This window comes from Roseobacter ponti (genome assembly GCF_012932215.1).
Classification (GTDB): Bacteria; Pseudomonadota; Alphaproteobacteria; order Rhodobacterales; family Rhodobacteraceae; genus Roseobacter; species Roseobacter ponti.
The window spans coordinates 2,739,666-2,755,513 of the sequence record NZ_CP048788.1; the positions used below are offsets into that span (position 1 = coordinate 2,739,666).

At 60.8% G+C, this 15,848-nt stretch carries 14 protein-coding genes and 1 tRNA gene; 6 read left to right on the forward strand and 9 right to left on the reverse strand.

Annotation, left to right across the window (positions count from 1 at the left end):
- The first annotated feature begins 269 nt into the window (after positions 1-269).
- Positions 270-905 carry a transglutaminase-like cysteine peptidase gene (locus G3256_RS12925; RefSeq protein ID WP_169641211.1) on the forward strand — a complete coding sequence of 212 codons (636 nt, stop codon included), beginning with the start codon at positions 270-272 and terminating at the stop codon, positions 903-905.
- Positions 906-919: 14 nt separating this feature from the next.
- On the opposite strand, the gene G3256_RS12930 is transcribed toward G3256_RS12925, so the two are convergent.
- The 3 genes from G3256_RS12930 to G3256_RS12940 all read right to left on the reverse strand — a co-directional run bounded on the left by G3256_RS12930 (position 920) and on the right by G3256_RS12940 (position 5,406).
- On the reverse strand, positions 920-3,265 hold the full coding sequence (locus G3256_RS12930; protein WP_169641212.1) for a ribonuclease E domain-containing protein: 2,346 nt from the start codon (positions 3,263-3,265) through the stop codon (positions 920-922).
- A gap of 640 nt (positions 3,266-3,905) precedes the next feature.
- Positions 3,906-4,913: a phosphotransferase enzyme family protein gene (locus G3256_RS12935; protein WP_169641213.1), complete on the reverse strand. Its 1,008-nt coding sequence runs from the start codon at positions 4,911-4,913 to the stop codon at positions 3,906-3,908.
- A gap of 407 nt (positions 4,914-5,320) precedes the next feature.
- Positions 5,321-5,406 (reverse strand) — tRNA-Leu (locus G3256_RS12940).
- 190 nt (positions 5,407-5,596) lie between these two features.
- Here G3256_RS12940 and lipB point away from each other — a divergent pair.
- Positions 5,597-6,298, forward strand: coding sequence for a lipoyl(octanoyl) transferase LipB (gene lipB, locus G3256_RS12945; RefSeq protein ID WP_169641214.1), 702 nt, complete (start codon positions 5,597-5,599; stop codon positions 6,296-6,298).
- Here lipB and G3256_RS12950 read toward each other — a convergent pair.
- Together G3256_RS12950 and G3256_RS12955 are read right to left on the reverse strand one after the other, a co-directional pair.
- Positions 6,286-6,705 (reverse strand): response regulator, encoded by a 420-nt coding sequence (locus G3256_RS12950; protein ID WP_169641215.1) that lies wholly within the window; start codon positions 6,703-6,705, stop codon positions 6,286-6,288. The two genes, lipB and G3256_RS12950, sit on opposite strands and share 13 nt — an antisense overlap.
- A gap of 14 nt (positions 6,706-6,719) precedes the next feature.
- Complete coding sequence (locus G3256_RS12955) at positions 6,720-7,817, reverse strand: sensor histidine kinase (protein WP_169641216.1); 1,098 nt, start codon at positions 7,815-7,817, stop codon at positions 6,720-6,722.
- Between the two features lie 349 nt (positions 7,818-8,166).
- Between G3256_RS12955 and ctaD the strand changes: the two genes are divergently transcribed.
- The 3 genes from ctaD to G3256_RS12970 all read left to right on the forward strand — a co-directional run bounded on the left by ctaD (position 8,167) and on the right by G3256_RS12970 (position 11,581).
- Positions 8,167-9,837: a cytochrome c oxidase subunit I gene (gene ctaD / locus G3256_RS12960; protein WP_169641217.1), complete on the forward strand. Its 1,671-nt coding sequence runs from the start codon at positions 8,167-8,169 to the stop codon at positions 9,835-9,837.
- A 510-nt stretch (positions 9,838-10,347) separates the two neighbouring features.
- On the forward strand, positions 10,348-10,920 hold the full coding sequence (locus tag G3256_RS12965) for a peptidoglycan-binding domain-containing protein (RefSeq protein ID WP_169641218.1): 573 nt from the start codon (positions 10,348-10,350) through the stop codon (positions 10,918-10,920).
- Between the two features lie 178 nt (positions 10,921-11,098).
- A complete protein-coding gene (locus G3256_RS12970) occupies positions 11,099-11,581 on the forward strand; it encodes a DUF2244 domain-containing protein (protein WP_169641219.1) in 483 nt (160 codons plus the stop codon).
- Between the two features lie 90 nt (positions 11,582-11,671).
- Here G3256_RS12970 and G3256_RS12975 read toward each other — a convergent pair whose 3' ends face one another.
- The 4 genes from G3256_RS12975 to G3256_RS12990 form a co-directional block, all read right to left on the reverse strand.
- Complete coding sequence (locus G3256_RS12975; RefSeq protein WP_169641220.1) at positions 11,672-11,863, reverse strand: hypothetical protein; 192 nt, start codon at positions 11,861-11,863, stop codon at positions 11,672-11,674.
- Between the two features lie 207 nt (positions 11,864-12,070).
- Complete coding sequence (locus G3256_RS12980; RefSeq protein WP_169641221.1) at positions 12,071-12,529, reverse strand: invasion associated locus B family protein; 459 nt, start codon at positions 12,527-12,529, stop codon at positions 12,071-12,073.
- 102 nt (positions 12,530-12,631) lie between these two features.
- Positions 12,632-13,651, reverse strand: a complete 1,020-nt coding sequence (locus G3256_RS12985) for a VPLPA-CTERM sorting domain-containing protein (protein WP_169641222.1) — start codon at positions 13,649-13,651, stop codon at positions 12,632-12,634.
- Between the two features lie 251 nt (positions 13,652-13,902).
- Positions 13,903-14,361, reverse strand: coding sequence for a GatB/YqeY domain-containing protein (locus G3256_RS12990; protein WP_169641223.1), 459 nt, complete (start codon positions 14,359-14,361; stop codon positions 13,903-13,905).
- A 224-nt stretch (positions 14,362-14,585) separates the two neighbouring features.
- Between G3256_RS12990 and carA the strand changes: the two genes are divergently transcribed.
- The gene (gene carA, locus G3256_RS12995; RefSeq protein WP_169641224.1) at positions 14,586-15,746 is read left to right on the forward strand and encodes a glutamine-hydrolyzing carbamoyl-phosphate synthase small subunit; all 1,161 of its coding nucleotides are present in this window, start codon (positions 14,586-14,588) and stop codon (positions 15,744-15,746) included.
- The last annotated feature ends 102 nt before the right edge of the window (positions 15,747-15,848 follow it).

Genomic DNA, 15,848 nt, shown 5'->3' on the forward strand with positions numbered 1-15,848 from the left:
ATAGATGCTCCGTTGATCAGCGCTCAAGCCGTTAATAAACCGGTCATATCTGCAAAAAACCGATTAAGGCGGGCTCCGGCACCCCGGGCGGGCTGCCATGTTTTCAGCACCGTTCGAGCCTCTTTTCCGCACCGATCGGGCTCAACCCGTCCGATTTACGTCCAAACTTTGCCATCAGGACCCGGGATAAAGTTTTCAGTCGCGCTTTCTTTCGCTGCCGGGAAAGCAAACAGCGCTGGCTCCTGATGAAACTGAATGAGGCTCCAGATATGACCGACTTTGCGATCAGACGTTCTGCTCACCGCCACCCGCTCAGGAAACTTCCCCGCCTGGCCGCAGGCCTATTTGCTCTTGGCCTTGGTCTCAGTCTCGCGGTTCTGCCTGCGACAGATGCACATGCCGGTGACGGAAACAGTTTCCTGCCCGCCAAAATGGCCATTGCCGCCCCAACGGGCGCGCGCAATCTGTGCGGAAAGTACCGGTGGGCCTGCTCGCACTCGGGAACCAGCGGTAAGGTGTCGCAAAGCGATCTGCGCAAGGTCGATCAGATCAACCGCCGGGTTAACCGTCAGATCCGTGAAGTCACCGACCAGTCACAGTACCGCAAGGCCGACTACTGGACACTGCCTCAGTCCAGCCGCGGCGATTGCGAGGATTTTGCGCTGCTCAAAAAGAAAGAGCTGATGCGGGCCGGATTTGCCCCGCAGAACCTGTTGCTTACCACAGTTCTGGACCGTCAGGGACGCAGCCACGCTGTTCTTGTGGTGCGCACGACTGCCGGCGACTATGTGCTCGACAACCTCAATGACAAGGTCAAACCCTGGAAAGCCACGCGCTATACCTTCCTGCGCATGCAAAACCCCCGAAATCCCGGCGCCTGGGTCGGCGTGCTGACCAAAGCCTGACCTCTCAGGTCACTTCAAAGTAAAAAGCCGCGGTCCTCACCGCGGCTTTTTACGTTTTCAATAAGTGACTGATCAGCGGTTGTTGCCGCGGCCAGCGCCGTTGTCGCTCCGGTTCCCGCCGCCATTGCTGCCGCCGTTCCCGCCGCCGCTGTTACCATTGCCTGTGCCCGGACCGTCGCCGTCGTTATTGCCCCCGCCGTTTCCGGGGTTGCCGGCGTTGCCGTTACCGTTGCCAGGGCCATTGCCGTCACGGTTGCCACCGGCGTTACCGGGGCTGTTCCCGCTGCCATCAACGCCGCCGCCATTTCCGTTCCCGCCGCCATTATTGCCGCCGTTCCCGTTGCCATTACCGCCGTTGCCGGTGCCCGGACCTGATCCGCCGGTGTTACCGCCGCCGTTCCCGGGGTTCCCGGCATTGCCATTGCCGTTGCCGGGCCCGTTGCCGTCACCATTGCCTCCGGCATTGCCGTTCCCGCCGCCACTATTGCCGCCGTTCCCGTTGCCATTACCGCCGTTGCCGGTGCCCGGACCTGATCCGCCGGTGTTCCCGCCGCCACTATTGCCGCCGTTCCCGTTGCCATTACCGCCGTTGCCGGTGCCCGGACCTGATCCGCCGGTGTTACCGCCGCCGTTCCCGGGGTTGCCGGCATTGCCATTCCCGTTGCCGGGCCCGTTGCCGTCGCCATTGCCACCGGCATTACCGTTCCCGCCGCCATTATTGCCGCCGTTCCCGTTGCCATTACCACCGTTGCCGGTGCCCGGACCTGATCCGCCGGTGTTACCGCCGCCGTTCCCGGGGTTGCCGGCATTGCCATTCCCGTTGCCGGGCCCATTGCCGCTTCCGTCAACGCCGCCATCGCCACCGTCGCCAGTGCCATCACCGCCGTCACCAGTTCCATCACCGCCGTCACCGGTGCCGTCGCCACCGTCACCAGTGCCGTCGCCACCGTCACCAGTGCCATCACCGCCGTCACCAGTTCCATCACCGCCGTCACCGGTGCCGTCGCCACCGTCACCAGTGCCGTCGCCACCGTCACCAGTGCCATCGCCACCGTCGCCAGTGCCATCGCCGCCGTCGCCAGTGCCATCACCGCCATCGCCGGTGCCATCGCCACCGTCGCCGGTGCCATCACCACCGTCGCCGGTTCCATCACCGCCGTCACCAGTTCCATCACCGCCGTCACCGGTGCCGTCGCCACCGTCACCAGTGCCGTCGCCACCGTCACCAGTGCCATCGCCACCGTCGCCAGTGCCATCGCCGCCGTCGCCGGTGCCATCACCGCCGTCGCCGGTGCCATCGCCACCGTCGCCGGTGCCATCACCACCGTCACCAGTTCCATCACCGCCGTCACCGGTGCCGTCGCCACCGTCACCGGTGCCGTCGCCACCGTCACCAGTGCCATCGCCACCGTCGCCAGTGCCATCGCCGCCGTCGCCAGTGCCATCACCGCCATCGCCGGTGCCATCGCCACCGTCGCCGGTGCCATCACCGCCATCGCCGGTGCCATCACCGCCGTCGCCAGTGCCATCGCCACCGTCGCCGGTGCCATCACCGCCATCGCCGGTGCCATCGCCACCGTCGCCGGTGCCATCACCACCGTCGCCAGTTCCATCACCGCCGTCACCGGTGCCGTCGCCACCGTCGCCAGTTCCATCACCGCCATCGCCGGTGCCATCACCGCCGTCGCCGGTGCCATCGCCACCGTCGCCGGTGCCATCGCCACCGTCGCCGGTGCCATCACCGCCGTCGCCAGTGCCATCGCCACCGTCGCCAGTGCCATCACCGCCGTCGCCGGTGCCATCGCCACCGTCGCCAGTTCCATCACCGCCATCGCCGGTGCCATCACCGCCGTCGCCGGTGCCATCGCCACCGTCGCCGGTTCCATCACCACCGTCCCCGGTGCCATCGCCACCGTCGCCGGTGCCATCGCCGCCGTCGCCGGTGCCATCGCCGCCATCGCCGGTGCCATCGCCACCGTCGCCAGTGCCATCACCGCCGTCGCCGGTGCCATCGCCACCGTCGCCAGTGCCATCACCGCCGTCGCCGGTGCCATCGCCACCGTCGCCGGTGCCATCACCGCCGTCGCCGGTGCCATCACCGCCATCGCCGGTGCCATCGCCACCGTCGCCGGTGCCATCACCGCCGTCGCCAGTGCCATCGCCACCGTCACCAGTGCCATCACCGCCATCGCCGGTGCCATCACCGCCATCGCCGGTGCCATCGCCACCGTCGCCGGTGCCATCACCGCCGTCTTCACCGCCATCGCCACCGTCACCGCTCGGTGGACTGCCGCCGGGGCCGCCTTCGCTGCCACCGTCGCCGCCGATCGCATCGTCGAGGCCATCGTTGTCACCGTCATCAGCGCCGATTGCGCCGGTCGGTTCATCAGAGAGAAGAAGCGCGAGTGCCGGACAGGCCTCGCCCGTGCCGACAAGAATATCAACGTAATTTGGGTGCCGCTGGATGTAGTCGATGAAGCCCGACGTAATCGTCTCGCAGCTGCAGAGTGCTTCCAGCGAAATGTTTTCAACAGCGCCGCGCGTGGAGCTGATGCTGCACTGCCCAAGGCCACCCGACAGACCCTGTGCTCGGACCTCTTGCGGCGACGCGAGACCAAGAGACGTAACCAACACAAAGGACGTCGTGGTCCACAACCTCGTCATACTCATACCCATTTCTCTTCCCCGAAATAACCGCGACGCAGTGCGCCACACTGAAACCAATTAAACGTCATATAAATGACAAACTGGCAGCTGCAAGTCCATGTTTTCCACGCCCCGTGGGCCAATTGTGGCAATTTCAGGGCAACGGTCATCCGATGCGAAAACAGTCTCAGGATAAATATGGTTTTGTTGACGGTCGCGCACGGGGAAAATCTGCAGTGACTTCGCATTTCAGCAATCGTCGCGCCCGGGCAACACAACCGGTGTTTGCCGTGCCGGAAAAAATACAATCCCAGGTACCGGAAGCGTCTTCCCCGGAAGGCCTGCAGGCAGCTGTCAGGCACCCGCCCGCAGAAGCCAGTCCCGCCCGAGGCGCACAGTATTCCGGGCAAAATGCGGCGCCAGTGTGCGGGGTTCGGGGGCCTCGATATGGCTGCCGATCCAGGCCAGCAGCGCCATCCGCCGCAGCATAATAAAAGTGTCTATTTCCGCCTCATCATGCGGATCAAGGCGGCGCACTGACCGGTATCCCTCAAGCCATGCACGGCGCAGAGCGGGAACCGCCGGATCATCCTCAATAAAGCTGATCGCCGCCGCGAAATCGTACATGAACCAGCCGGTACCACAGTCGTCAAAGTCGATCAGACGAGTGCCTTCGGCATCCTGCAGAAGGTTAGCCAGACGCATATCAGCATGGATCAGATTGAACCGGTCGGGCGTTTTCCCATAGGCGTCGAGGCGTTTGCAGACCACCCTTTCGACGTCTTCAAGAACCTGTCGCGCAGGCTCATCGACGCCAGGAGCATCACGCCAGTTGCCCCAGGTGGGCGCAGACCCGAAAACGGCCTCTTCGTCCCAGACAAGACGTTCAAAGGGTCGCGGTTTCTGCCAGCCCAGAACATGGGTGTGGCATCGCGCTGCCATCGCCCCGACGGTGCTGAAGCCTGCGGTCATGTCAGAGGTCTGATCGGGCGCGGCGCCGGGCAGATGCTCGAAAAGCACGAGATACCTGGCCGACGGCAAACCCGGCGTGCCAGCCTGCTGGATAACTTTGCCATTGCGCCCCGTGAACATCTTCGCAGTGGGTACAACGTCAGCGCCGCGCAGGGCCTCAATCCATGCCAGTTCGCAGGCAATAGCGCGTTTCGAATGATATCCCTCGCGGTGCACACGCAGCACGGCCCGAAATCCCCTGGTATTTTCGATCAGCCATGTGGTGTTTTCCGACACGTTGATCAGACGCGGCGTGACATCCCGGGGAAGATCCCAGAGGGCAAGCCCGTTGCGCACCAGGTCTTCAAGATGCACCAGCAGTGTGCTGAGCGGAATATCGCGGTCGGTCACACTTGCCCCTTTTTCCTGCGCGGATTCTGCTTTGTGGCATCAAACAGAAGTTACACCGGGACGCAACGCCCGAACGACCGCACCTGCACGGCGCAGGAATGGGCGGGTGCGGGCCTGCGAGCAGGCAGGTGACAGGAATGATGTGGCCGGTTGTGTCGCGTGACTACATCCTGCCCTAAGTTCAGTTCAACCAGCTGAGCCAGCGGAACTCATCACGGTAAGGGTGCAACAGGATCCGGCCATCTGCATTCGGGAAAAATTGCGCCGGCGCGTGCCGCGTGGGACAAAACTGGCGCATCGGGATGCGGAGAATTACGAGGGCTGTAAAAGCGGGCTGTGCCGGTAGCCGTCAAAACCCACAGGATCTGTCGGGGTGTACCGGGATGCCGGGGCAGACCCGGAATATATGGTGCGGATGAGAAGACTCGAACTTCCACGGGTGTTACCCCACAGCGACCTCAACGCTGCGCGTCTACCATTCCGCCACATCCGCACATTGAATGGTGAGGCGTCTTTAGCGTGACCTGTGCAGCTTGTGAAGAGCCATTATGTAAGAAATTCGCGCGCTCCCTGCCTGTTCTGCCGCCGGGCGCCCTCGCAGTGCGGCACCCGGGACATCAGAAAGGTCACACCGGCGGCGGGCGCGGTTTACAGATGATGCCGGCGCGCGGTATGGGCAGGGCATGACAGAGTGGATTATCTCAGACGGGCTGACAGACTATCGCGCCGCAGAAGCATGGATGGAGGCGCGCGCGCAGGCAATTGCCAAAGGCACAGCCGATGAGTGTATCTGGCTGGTGGAGCATCCGCCGCTTTACTCCGCCGGCACATCAGCAAAAGAAGCCGATCTGACCGATCCGGACCGCTTTCCGGTCTATCCGACCCGCCGGGGCGGCCAGTACACGTATCACGGGCCTGGGCAGCGGGTCGCCTATACCCTGCTGGATGTAGGCAGACGGGGCCGTGATGTGCGCCGGTTTGTGCAGCAACTGGAGCGATGGGTGATTGCCGCGCTCGACAGCTTTAATGTCACAGGCGAGGTGCGCGACGGCCGAGTTGGGGTCTGGGTCACACGCCCGGAGAAGCCGCGCGATGCTGACGGCTCACCGATCGAGGAAAAGATCGCAGCGATCGGCATCAGGCTGAGCAGGTGGGTGAGCTTTCACGGGATTTCGGTCAACGTTGACCCGGACCTGAGCCATTTTGACGGCATTGTGCCCTGTGGTATTTCCGGGCACGGGGTGACGAGCCTCGTGGATCTGGGCCTGCCGGTCACGATGAACGATCTGGATATCGCTCTGCGGGATCAGTTTACCGTTGTTTTCGGCGACACACCTGTCGATGCACCGCCGGTGCGGTTCGCGCTGCCGGTTCAGCCTGCCTGACCGGCCGGACCTCGCGCACGCAGAAAGCTCAGCAACCGCTCGGTGCTGAGCGGCTTGGCCATAAAACCGGTCACATTCGGGTCGGCCTCCGCCCGACGGCGGTCATCATCAAGAGTAGAGGTTGACAGCATCAGGATCTTTCGCCCTTCGGTCATCTGCGCCGGCAGGGCGGCATAGGCTTCAAGGAATTCGAATCCGTCCATCCGCGGCATATTGATGTCGAGCAGGATCAGATCAGGCAGTACGCCGCCGCTCGCCCGGGCACGCTCAAGATGCTCCAGGGCCGCCTGCCCGTCTGTTTCGATCTCCACTTCCTCGGCCAGACCCGTGCGATCAATCAGCCTGGTGTGCATCAGGTTGGTGATCCGGTCATCATCAACCAGCAGTACTTTTCTGAGGCGTTTCATCCTGTCTGCCCCCTTCAGGCGCCTGGTTGCGGAAAACTGAGCGTAAAGGCTGCGCCCTCACCCGGGCTTCCTTCAACGCGTATGGTGCCACCGATCCGGTGCATCAGGCAGCGTATCGTATAGAGTGCGACGCCGGCACCGCCCGGCACAGCATGCGCGCGCCGGAACAGATCAAACACCTTTCCTTCGTCGCGGGGCAGGTCCAGACCGGTTCCGTTATCGGCAACCGAGATCTCGGTCATGTTTTCCACTGAGCGCGAGGTCACTTCGATGCGCACCCGTCTGTCAGGGCTGCGATACCGGATCGCATTGGCGATCATCGCCTGCAGCATGTTTTCAAGCTCGCGCGCCAGAAAAGTCACCTCGGGCACCTTGAAGTCTGTGCGGATCACAGCGCGGGCATCCGTGGTCTGACAGTGCAGGCTGACGAGGACGTTTTCGGTAACTGCGGCCAGATTTACCGGTTCAAACGGTGCCATCTCGCCGGCATTGGCCTGAGCCACACATACCAGCGCATCAAGCTTTTCCTGGGCCTGATTACAGACGTCACGCATCCAGCCGAGGGTTTCGCTGTGCTCGGGCGGCAGCAGTTCACCCGCCTCGCTGAGCATATGTGTGAGCGTGCTCATATTGCTGACCGGCACTTTCAGGTCATGACTGGCAATATAGGTGAGCTGTTCAAGCTCGCGCCGCGTGGCTCTCAGGCGTTCCTCGGTCTGCTTCTGGGCGGTGATGTCAATAGCGATCCCGATATGACGCAGGACCGAGCCGTCGGTATCGCGTTCATAGACCTTGTCGATGCTGCGCAGCCAGACGATTGATCCGTCGCGGGCATAGTCGCGGTATTCATGGGTCGCGGAGACCCCATCTGCCAGCTCACCCAGCGAATCGAAATAGGCAGCGAGCCCCTCAAGGTCGTCCTCATGAACGATCGTCCCGAAGAGCGCGTCGCCGAGGTCAATCAGCTCCTGTGGTGTGTATCCCAACAACGTCCCGATGGACCGGTTGGAATATTCGTTACTCTTGGTTTTGTGGTTGAAAATATAGATGACGCCCGGAACCAGACCGGCCATGCGGCGCAGAAAATCTGAGCTCTCCGCATCAATGCTCAATCCTGTCGCACCTGTATCTGAAGCCGAAGCCACCTGCATCGCCATGTCCCGCATTCTGGTCTGTACCGTTCCTGTACAGCCGCCACCCGAGGACATCCTGCACCAGCGACTGTTAAACGCCGGTTAACACGAGGCTGTCACAGGCGCGCATCCGACGGCAGCCCGGGATAATTGCGCCGGGCTGCGTCACCCTGGCGCACCCGACGCGCGGATCAGTGCGCCAATTCGGCACTGCTGCGTCAATACGATCATTGCTCCCGGCCCCAACACACTCTAGAAACGGATGGAATCCTCCGTGCGATACGGGAACCGTCGTGCGGAACGTCACATAATACCAGGAGGCAAGAGCATGGCAGACGCAGCCATCCACGGCCATGACCACCAGGACGAGCGTGGGTTTTTCACCCGCTGGTTCATGTCAACAAACCACAAAGATATCGGTATTCTCTATCTGATCGTCTCCGCTCTTGCCGGTTTCGTTTCGGTTGCCTTTACCGTTTACATGCGCCTTGAGCTGATGGAGCCGGGCGTACAGTACATGTGCCTTGAAGGGGCGCGTCTTTTCGCCAGCGGCGAGGCCTGCACCCCCAACGGACACCTCTGGAACGTGCTCATCACCGGGCACGGTATTCTGATGATGTTCTTTGTGGTCATTCCGGCGCTCTTCGGCGGATTTGGCAACTATTTCATGCCCTTGCAGATCGGTGCGCCGGATATGGCGTTCCCGCGGATGAACAACCTGTCGTTCTGGCTCTATGTCGCCGGTACAACGCTGGCGGTCTGTTCGGTGCTGGCACCGGGCGGGAATGATCAGGCCGGCTCCGGTGTGGGCTGGGTACTCTATCCGCCGCTATCGACCAATGAAGGCGGCTTCTCGATGGACCTTGCGATCTTCGCGGTGCACGTATCGGGCGCCTCTTCGATCCTGGGGGCGATCAACATGATCACCACCTTCCTGAACATGCGAGCCCCCGGCATGACGCTCTTCAAAGTGCCGCTGTTCTCATGGTCGATCTTTGTCACAAGCTGGCTGATCCTGCTCAGCCTGCCGGTTCTGGCGGGTGCTATCACCATGCTTCTGATGGACCGCAACTTCGGGTTCACCTTCTTTGATCCTGCAGGCGGGGGCGACCCGGTGCTCTACCAGCATATCCTGTGGTTCTTCGGACACCCGGAAGTGTATATCGTGATCCTGCCGGGCTTCGGCATTATCTCCCACGTCATCGCAACCTTCTCGCGCAAACCAGTCTTCGGCTATCTGCCGATGGTCTGGGCTCTGATCGCCATCGGCGCTCTGGGCTTCGTGGTCTGGGCGCACCACATGTACACCGTGGGCATGTCGCTGAACCAGCAGGCCTACTTCATGCTGGCCACGATGGTCATTGCGGTGCCGACAGGGGTGAAAATCTTCAGCTGGATTGCCACCATGTGGGGCGGCTCGGTTGAATTTAAGACACCGATGCTCTGGGCCTTTGGTTTCCTGTTCCTCTTCACTGTCGGCGGTGTAACCGGCATCGTACTCAGCCAGGCTGCTGTGGACCGCTACTATCACGACACCTACTATGTTGTGGCACACTTCCACTATGTGATGAGCCTTGGTGCGGTCTTCGCGATCTTTGCGGGCATCTACTTTTACTTCCCCAAGATGACGGGGCGGATGTATCCTGAATGGGCCGGCAAACTGCACTTCTGGACTTTCTTCATCGGTGCAAACCTGACCTTCTTCCCGCAGCACTTCCTCGGGCGTCAGGGCATGCCACGCCGCTATATCGACTATCCGGATGCCTTTGCCTACTGGAACTGGTGGTCGAGCCTTGGTGCTTTCCTCAGCTTTGCTTCCTTCCTCTTCTTCTTCGGTGTGATGTTCTACGCCATCCGCAAGGGCAAGGAATGCAAAGAGAACAACCCGTGGAACGAATATGCGGATACGCTGGAGTGGACACTGCCCAGCCCGCCGCCGGAACACACATTCGAAATCCTGCCCAAGCAGGAAGAATGGGACAAACAGCCCGGTCACTGAAGATCGCAGAAATAAAAGCAAAGGCTCCGCAGCACGCGGGGCCTTTTTTTGCGTACAGATGTCGGCAGGACCACCGGTTTCAGCAGACGCCAGGTTGAAAAAGCGGTGGCAGCGACAAGGCCGGATCTGCTCTTAGCAAAGGAAATCCGACTTTGTGCGCGTCAGGCCAGACCACACAGAGCGTCTGAGCATGTGAACTACGGAGTGTCATTGCGATGTCCGTTTGCTTCAGCATGACGGTCCGGTGTCACAGGGCCGCGCCGTACGGCTCTCAGCCGCGCCAACGGGGCGCTGCGGCACGTTGTATGGGCATCGGAACGCAGTTGTTGAAAAACATGGTGCCACAGGCCCCTCAGGGCGCACTGATCGTTCGGCTTCGGGAACAGGTTTATTGCACCTCGTAAGATTAGGTGATGAGCGCATCGGAACACCCGCCTGTCTCACTGCGTTTCTAAGCCGATGACGATAAAATGCGCCTCAGGGTGAGGCACCGACTACAGGAGAAACATTATGCTTTCGCTTAAAATGACATCCGCCGCTGTTGCAGCCGCACTGGCTCTCACGCCTGCGACACGCGTCGCTGCCGATGGCAAGGACTTTATCGCCGGCGCTGTGATCGGCGGTATTGTTGGCTCGCAGTTGCAAAAGAATGCGACCCGCAACCGAACTGTCGCGCCTGCCCCGCAGGTGACAGGCACGACCACTTATTCCGAGCCGGCGACGCGGTCTGGCATTCCGGCCACACAGACCGGTCGCGAAGTCCAGACATCGCTGAACTACTTCGGCTTCAATGCCGGCACGGTTGACGGCCAGATCGGCGGCCGGTCGCGCGCAGCAATCTCTGACTACCAGGCCTATATGGGATACGAGGCCACCGGCCAGCTGACGCAGTTCGAGCAGGATCTGCTGGTCCGCTCGTTTAACCGCGCTCAGGCGGGCGGCGATCAGACGTTCCGAAAAATCGCGGCAAACCCGGACGGCACACGCGGCCTGCTCAAAGAGTACCGGGCCGAATTCGCCCGCGGCAACGACAGCGGGCAATACACATCCTATGCGACTCCGCTCACCGGCAACGGTTCCTGAGCAAAGGGGTACGGTAGCGAGTTGCCTGAGGTTCCGACCCGTCACAGCCTGGCTGTGGCGGGTCACATTGCTGAATGGCAGACTGCAGCTTCCTGTGCCGCAAACCGGGATCAGGTGTCGCATTGTCTCCCTGCCCGACTGCAGAATATCCTGCATTAAATTTTGCAGAGCCGACGATATGCCCTATCAATGGACCAGCCAGCCCGATGAGACGCCGCAGGTGCTTCGCCTCTGGCCCCACAATTCTCTGCCGGCGCGCGGGATGGCCGCCTTTGTGCTCAGCACTTTCACGCTGATCTGTATCCCCACGCTGCCACTGCTGGGCTCGCCTGTGTTGTGGGGGTTGCTGCCGTTTCTGCTGCTGGCGGTCTGGGGCATCTATTTTGCCCTGCAACGCAACTGGAAATCACGTCAGATCAGTGAAGTGCTCACCCTCGGACCCGATGAGGCACAACTGGTACGCACTGACCCGTCGGGCGCCGTGCAGGAATGGGACTGCAACCGGTACTGGACCACGATCACCAAGTACGAAAAGGACGGGCCCGTTCCTCATTATGTCACGCTCAAGGGTATGGGCCGGGAAGTTGAGATCGGCGCCTTTCTCAGCGAAGAGGAGCGCGTGTCGCTTTATGATGAGCTGCAGCGCGCCTGGCGGCGGTGACAGGCCGCAGACGAGGCTCATTCTGACCTGGCGACAGTCACAGGTGCCAGGTTATCCCCCCGGTGGGTTGTATATGCAGTGCTCCGCCCGTTACGAACATGTGATCTTTTCAGGTACCTGCAGCATCGGGCCTGCAGCGTATCTGGTGAAATCGCGCTGGAACTGCATGCTGACGAGGCTCATGCTGCCTTCGGACGTCCATTCGTACCTCAGCCGGGCGCCCGATACCTCCCCTTCCTTCAGCCGCAGTAAAAGCAGATGTTCTTCCGGATCTTCGCCCATGGCCGCCACAACCCATGGCTGCCGCCGCGAAAGACCCCTTTTGAGAGCATCGTCTGAAGATGCTTTACCGCCTTAGCGGCACGCGTCTCGGAAAAGGTGGGTGCGATGTCGTCCGGCAGAGGGCTCAACGACTACTGGCCAGTTGGTTGTCGCAATGGATTTACAGGTAGTGCTGTCGGTTCGCTGCCGCTTCCGATAACCACGTCATTATTGCAGCATCCGATCGAAAACCGCTGACAGACCCTTCGTTGGCAGTTCAAGTGCTCTTGCAGCCAGGTCTGACTGCGCAAAAAACTGAACGCGTAGTGTCTCCGCCCCCTCAAGCGCTGTGCGAAGTGCCGGTGTGATTTCGGCATAGGCCGTGCAACCGTTCGGCAGGCACACTTTGAACACAAGCGACTGTACTGTTTCCCCTGCCACTATCTGTGCACCGGGCTCCAGCGCGACACCCAAAGGCAGGACCACCGCCAGACTGACAGTTTGATCTCCGGTCGGGGAAAAAAACGACACCGTCGCCACAGCATCATCGGCGCCGGTTTCAGACGCAACAACCTGGCTCACGCAGATATCGTCTTCGCATTGTACGAACCACTCCGTATCCTGCGCGTGCAATGGGGTTGCGAAGAGAAGTGAGGAAAAAAGAACTTTCAGTGTACGTGACGTCATGAGAAACTCCCGGGCTGGCACAGGTTACTGATGTTACCCGAAAAAGAGCGCTACCGAAACCGGCAGCGCCCTTCCAACTTTTACAGTAGAACGGTTTTCAGATCAGGCTTTGCGCTTCTTGAACCGGCGCGCGGCGCCAAGAACACCCAGGCCTGTCAGCAGCAACACACCTCCCGCAGGAACGGGGATCGGGCTCGGGCCGCCTCCGCCGGGCTCATCCGGAGGTGTTGGATCCGGCACGATTATTTCACCACCGACGCCGGAGAACCCGAAGATAAAGGTGTCACATCCGCCGGCACCGGAACCGTCAACATCGGAGCCGCATTTTCCCAGTGAGAAAAGTTCCGCACCGACTTCGCCAAGTGCCGCAAGTGCGCCTGCTTCCGTGGCGGCAGCACCATAGAAGATATCAAAATCAAAACTCTCGCCGTCAAGCAGTTCACCGAAACCGAAATCGAAGTTCGACCCGTGATCTGCCGGCCCGAGGTTGACAAAATCGCCGGTGCCAAGAATTGCACTCCGGGATGCAAAAGGGTTTGAATTGCTGAAGCCGTTGTCGTCTGCGTAGAGAACAGACGGTGTCGTCGCCACACCGGCGTGGGTTACCAGCTCACTGAACGTTTCAGGTTCAATATCCCAGTCGAAGGTCCGGGTGTAGCGGAGATCATTGATATCTGCGCCGCTGGTGTTGGTAATGCTGACCGAAACGCGATAAAGATTATCAGTCTCAGCTGCCGGAGCGAACGAATGCGTTACAGCAAGCTCGCCGGTTGTAAGTTCTACCGAAGAGAACGCCGTTGATGCAGTTGACGTGAAATCCACAGCGGTCAGGTTGGCTGTGCCGCTTGAGTTGTTGGCGTAACCGGAGACGCCGGTATCAGCGATACCTACGCCCCAGCCTTCGCACAGACAGCCGTGCGAGGTAGACTCGTTTCCTGTCGGCAGAAACCGGAGGCCAACAGCAGTCGTCCCGTCTGTGCCCGATGGCGCGCCACCAGGAACATTGAGCTGTCCGAGGTCATCCACTCCAAGCTGGATCGTATCATTGTCTATTATCGCCGAAGCGGATGCAGCCGTGCTCATCATCGCCAGCGCAATCGCAGATTTTTGAAATAAATTCATCATCACCCCCGTAAAAAATGAATATTAAAGTCTCATCTAACCTGTTTACGCTACGTTAACTTAAGCAATTTGTCAACGAATCGCACCAAAACGGACAATTGTCTCGACTGATGATCCACTTGCGGCAATGCCCGGTGCAAAACTATCGTACCTGCCGCGCAACATTATTGCGCGACAGGCGCGAATCACCTTGTCAATATGGAGCACTCGGGACGCATTGTTCCCGGATCCGGGGCTTTGCGCAGAGGTAGTCAGCTGAGGCGGTTTTTCACCAGCGGTCCGGCTTTGCCGAAATCCATCTGTCCGGTGTATTTGTCCTTGAGCACCGCCATCACCCGTCCCATGTCCCGGATACTGTCCGCGCCGGTCTCGTCGATGGCATCGCTGACTGCCTGCTCGGATTCCTCTTCGCTCAGCTGTCGCGGCAGGAACTCCTCGATCACGCCGATCTCGCTGCGCTCCCGGTCGGCCAGATCCAGACGTCCGCCCTCTTCGTAAGCGCGGGCACTTTCAGTGCGCTGTTTCGACATTTTTCCCAGAATGGCCAGCACTTCAGGATCGCCCACACCCTCCTCATTGCCTTCGGCGCGCGCGGCAATGTCCTTGTCCTTGATGGCGGCGTTGATCAGCCGCAGCGTGGACAGACGGTCGGCCGCCTTATCTTTCATCGCCTGCTTCAGCGCGGCGGTGATTTTCGTACGAAGGTCCATTGCTCATTCCTCTGCTTTGACCCCGCTCCGGGGGCTGTGCTCCGGCGCCGGACCATAGACAAAGCAGGTGATGCCTGCAACACCACCCGCCACCCGCGCGCCGCAGCGTAAGATGCCCGGAGGCTGCGGCGAAAACCGCACCGGAAGAGCCCTTGACCCCTGATGCCTGCAGGACTAGTTTCCGCCAGATTTTGCCCCCGCCATATGCCCGAAAGGACTGCCTCATGTCTGCAGCTGCGCCCGACCGCCCCACCGCTTGTCTGGCCCTCGCGGACGGCACTCTGTTTTACGGTCAGGGCTTCGGGGCCACCGGTCAGACCGAGGCGGAACTGTGCTTTAACACCGCCATGACCGGCTATCAGGAAATCATGACCGATCCGTCCTATGCCGGGCAGATTGTCACCTTTACCTTCCCGCATATCGGCAACGTCGGCGTAAATCCCGAAGATGACGAAACCGCCGATCCGGTTGCCGCCGGGATGATCGTCAAGTGGATGCCCACGGACCCGTCGAACTGGCGGGCCGTGCAGGGACTGGACCAGTGGCTGGCATCGCGCGGGCGCATCGCACTTGGCGGGGTGGACACGCGCCGTCTGACCCGGGCGATCCGCCAGTCGGGAGCACCACACGTGGCCCTCGCCCACAACCCTGACGGCAGTTTTGATGTTGAAGCACTGGTAGCGGCTGCGCGCGGTTTTGCCGGGCTTGAAGGTGTCGATCTGGCACGTGAAGTGACCTGTGCGCAGTCCTACCGCTGGAACGAGATGCGGTGGGCCTGGCCCGACGGATATGCCCCGCTGCAGGATCCGAAGTATAAAGTCGTGGCGCTCGATTACGGGGCCAAACGCAATATCCTGCGCTGTCTCGCAAGTGCCGGCTGTGATGTGACCGTGCTGCCGGCGACGGCATCTTTTGAGGATGTGATGGCGCAAAATCCCGACGGCGTGTTTTTGTCGAACGGCCCCGGTGATCCGGCGGCAACGGGTGCCTATGCCGTGCCCATGATCCGTCAGGTGCTGGATGACACAGACCTGCCGGTCTTTGGCATCTGCCTGGGGCATCAGATGCTGGCACTGGCGCTTGGAGCACAGACGATCAAGATGAACCACGGTCATCACGGTGCCAACCACCCGGTCAAGGATCACGATACCGGTAAGGTCGAAATCACGTCGATGAACCACGGCTTTGCAGTTGATGCCCAGACCCTGCCGCAGGGCGTGGTCGAAACGCATACCTCGCTCTTTGACGGCTCCAACTGTGGCATCCGCATGGATGGCCGCCCGGTCTGGTCTGTGCAGCACCACCCCGAAGCCAGCCCCGGGCCCCAGGACAGCTATTACCTGTTTGAGCGCTTTGCCAGGGCGATGGCGGACCGCGCCGCCTGATCCGACCGGCCACCCGTCTGGGTTGAAAAATCAAGAATTAACAGATCATTAACCCTGTTCTGACAGGGTCTGCCGGTGCTGAACCATTGCGGGCAGACCCAT